Source organism: Mesorhizobium sp. M1E.F.Ca.ET.063.01.1.1, from assembly GCF_003998155.1.
Taxonomy (GTDB): Bacteria; Pseudomonadota; Alphaproteobacteria; order Rhizobiales; family Rhizobiaceae; genus Mesorhizobium.
The window spans coordinates 1-3,435 of the sequence record NZ_RZSC01000629.1; the positions used below are offsets into that span (position 1 = coordinate 1).

The window sequence follows — 3,435 nt, forward strand, 5'->3', positions numbered from 1 at the left end:
CCGGCGAACCCTGCTGCACGTTCAGGAGGAACTTCAACGCCCGCTGGAAGATACCCATCTCGTGCGCTTTCGGCACCGGGGCGTGCCACTCGAAGAAGTTCATGCCGATGTCGAAATCAAGGCTCCAGTCGGCCTGTGTGGTCACCATGCCGGCGTCCATCCACAGGTTGTCGTCGCGTTGGTCAAGTACCGCAAAGTCGCCCTGGGTCTGCCGCGTAATGTACTCCATCGGGCCATAGGGCAATGTGGTCTCGTCGAGGAAGGTGAATTTCTGCTCGATGCCCAGCGGGCGGTTGATCCAGTGCCATTTGGCGCCGTCGCGGTGCAGCTCGAAAAGCTCGGGATACTCTTCTGCTTTCGAGGTCATGATCAGCTCGAGCAGATCCCAACCGGCCAGGGTCATGTGCGGCAGCGACTGACAACGCAACGGATCTTCGGCAAGGACGCGGGCACGATCGCGCATCTCGGAAACGTAGTGCTCATCGACGTCGAACGTCCGCTCGAAAACGCTGCCCGGACGGTATGACTTATGCGGCTCCAGGTTCACCGAGTACATGTAGCTGTCCTCGGGAAACGGGAAGGGGAAGCGCTTGACCGCCTCCGGCGAGTTGCGGAAGGTGAAGTCGTCGTAGAACGTTTCTTCCTTGAAGATAATAGTCATCGCAGCGTCCTCCTCGCTAGAGCGGTTCATCGTTTTGCGCAATTCCGGACGGAAAACCGTTTCACACTTTTCCTGGAATTGCTCTATCGATCCAACACCAGCGCTTTGCCTTCGAAGCGTGATACACAAGGCATGATCTTGGTGCCGCTGGCACATTGCGCCGGTGTCAGCCAATGGTCCTTGTGGATGAATGTTCCTTCATATTCGAGAACGTCCGTCTCGCACTGGCCACAAGCACCGCCGCGGCAGAGATATGGCGCCTCGACGCCGGCTGCTTCGATCGACTCAAGCAGGCTTTGATGTTCGCCGACATGGATCATCTTGTTCGACCGCGCCAGCACCACCTCGAAGGGCTTGCCTGAGGCAGGAGCAAGGAATTCTTCGTGATGCACCGCCTCGCGCGGCCACCCGAGCGCCGTCGCGGTCTTGCGCACCCAGGCGATCATGCCCTTGGGCCCGCAAACATAGACATGGGTGCCGAGGGGCTGCCCGTCGAGCAAGGCCGGCAGGTCGATCAGTTCGCCCCTGTCGTCATGGTAAAGGTGCACACGCGAGCGATAGTTGGCCACAAGCTCGTCGGTGTAGGAGCCAAGGGATGCCGTCCGAATAGAGTAGTGCAGTTCGAAGTTGCCATTCATGGCGGCAAGTTGCTTGATCTGCGCCAGGAACGGCGTGATGCCGATGCCTCCGGCAAGCAACAGGTGCTTTCGCGCCCGCAAATCCAGCGCGAAGAGATTGACCGGGTTGGAGATGACCATTTCCATCCCCGGCCTCACCTGCCGGTGCATGAACAATGAACCGCCTCTTCCATTGTCATCGCGGCGGATCGAGATCGAATAGCCCTCCCTGTCGGCGGGATCGCTCATGATCGAGTAGGGATTGCGACGCACGCGATCGTGGTCGTTCATCTCCACGACCGTGTGCGCACCGCCCGAGAAAGTAGGCATCGGACCGCCATCACGGCGCACGAACTTGAATCGTGTGACAAGCTCGTTGACCGGCGTGACCTCGGCCACTTTGACGGGTATCTTTGCAGCTCCTGCGCTCATCTGAACCGCTCCACCGATTCGGGAATGTTGCCGGGATCTTCCGCGTCCACGCGCACGCCCTGGAAGGCCGCTATGCGGCGGGAGTAGTGATCGCGCACGAACAGATGCAGCCCGCAATGAGCGCATTGGAAAGGATCGTGCGTCACGTCCTCAGTGATACCCTTGCAATGCACGCACTGCACGCGGCGCACAGTGGAGCCGCGGTGCTCCGTCTGGATCGCGGAATGCGGGATACCCACCTGCGTGGCCTCGAGCATCGCTCGTCCGATCAGCCCCTCGGTCCCTGCCAGATAGACTTGGAGGCCCATATGCGCCGCCGCCAGGACCCTCCTTAGCCGGGGAAGCGCGGCCTCGTAGCTGGGGCCGACATAGAGTTGGGCGGGGGCTAGTTGCTCCAGCCTGGCGACGAACTTGTCCCCCGTCGTTTTGGGAATGTATATGATGTGGGCCCTGGCGAAAAAATCGGAGGGCGCGGAGGCGGCCAAATCGAGGATCGCCTCGGCACCTTCGGCGTCGGCGACCATCAAATGCAGCCGCCCCGGCCGTATCTCCAGCTCGCCATAGACGGGGCGGCTTGAAATCGAGCCTTCTAACACTGACTTTGACCCTCGGCTCCGTTTTGGTTGGTTTGCAGGTTTGAACCCTGCTTGCGATATCTCACCGCGACCTATCCCCTGGCGGTGCGGCGCTTCTTTTCCGCATCAAAGAATGGCATTGAGTGGGCGACGCAGGGGATTTCACCGCTCGAATTCCGAACGGTCATCTTCACGCCGTCGACCGCGCAGTCGACCGGCATGCGGGCAATGCCGATGTTGTGCTTGTTGAGGCTGGAGTACATGCCGATCGTCACCACGCCGACCTTCTTGCCATCCTTGAGCAAGGGCGCGCCCTCTTCGGCCGGCGTCGTGCCTTCGAGCTTGACGCCATAGATCTTGAAGCGCTCCTTGCCCTTCAGCCGATAATGCTCCTCGGCGCCGCGGAAGCCCACCTTGCCGGGCGAGACGGTGAAGTCGAGCCCGAGCTCCCACAGCGTGTCGCCAGGACCTTCGTTCTCGAACGGATACTTCTCCGAATTGTCGTAAGGGAAGAACAGCAAGTAGCTTTCGGCCCTCAGCAGATCGAGCGTCGTGAACCGGCAAGGGATGATGCCCATGCCCGCGCCCTCCTCCAGGATCCGGTCCCAGATCGCAGGAGCATCCTGGCCGCGGCAGAAGATTTCATAGCCTCGCTCGCCGGTGTAGCCAGTGCGCGAGATCGTCACCGGCAGACCAAAAAGCGAGGTGTGCATATGGCTAAAATAGTTGAGGTTCCGGATACCTTCCACATGCTTGTTCAGGTAGTCGACGGCGAGCGGCCCCTGCAGCGAAAGGTCGTGGAGATTGTCATCAAAGCGGATGGCAACGTCGCGCCCGGTAGCCGCCATCGTGAGCTGTTCATGGGCGCCGCCCGAGCCGTGCACGACCATCCAGCTGTTCGGCCCCATGCGATAGATCACGCAGTCGTCGATGAACTTGCCGGCGTCGTTCAGCATGGTCGCGTATACTGAGCGGCCGGGCATGATCTTCTCGGCGTTGCGGGTCGTGGCGCGGTCGATGGTGTGGCTGGCCGCGGGGCCGTTCAAATGCACCTTCTTCAAGCCGGAAACGTCCATGAGGCCGGCCTTGGTGCGGATCGCCAGATATTCGCGCTCCGGGTCGCCCGAATACTGCCAGGCGGTGCCCATGC

General features: G+C 60.8%; 4 protein-coding genes. All 4 read right to left on the reverse strand.

The window, feature by feature from the left end:
* A partial coding sequence (locus EOA29_RS29485; protein ID WP_145969857.1) for a DUF3445 domain-containing protein occupies positions 1-661 on the reverse strand: 661 nt, incomplete at its 3' end.
* 83 nt (positions 662-744) lie between these two features.
* Entirely contained in the window at positions 745-1,710 is a 966-nt protein-coding gene (locus EOA29_RS29490; RefSeq protein ID WP_127221981.1) for a PDR/VanB family oxidoreductase, read from the reverse strand.
* Positions 1,707-2,306, reverse strand: a complete 600-nt coding sequence (locus EOA29_RS29495; RefSeq protein ID WP_127221982.1) for a dimethylamine monooxygenase subunit DmmA family protein — start codon at positions 2,304-2,306, stop codon at positions 1,707-1,709. Before EOA29_RS29495 ends, EOA29_RS29490 begins: the two co-directional genes overlap by 4 nt.
* Before the next feature lie 71 nt (positions 2,307-2,377).
* Positions 2,378-3,433 carry an aminomethyltransferase family protein gene (locus tag EOA29_RS29500; protein ID WP_145969858.1) on the reverse strand — a complete coding sequence of 352 codons (1,056 nt, stop codon included), beginning with the start codon at positions 3,431-3,433 and terminating at the stop codon, positions 2,378-2,380.
* Positions 3,434-3,435 lie beyond the last annotated feature (2 nt).

Coding starts and splice junctions, on each gene's coding strand:
- EOA29_RS29490 (WP_127221981.1), bottom strand. CDS start 1,710: ATGAGCGCAGGAGCTGCAAAGATACCCGTCAAAGTGGCCGAGGTCACG.
- EOA29_RS29500 (WP_145969858.1), bottom strand. CDS start 3,433: ATGGGCACCGCCTGGCAGTATTCGGGCGACCCGGAGCGCGAATATCTG.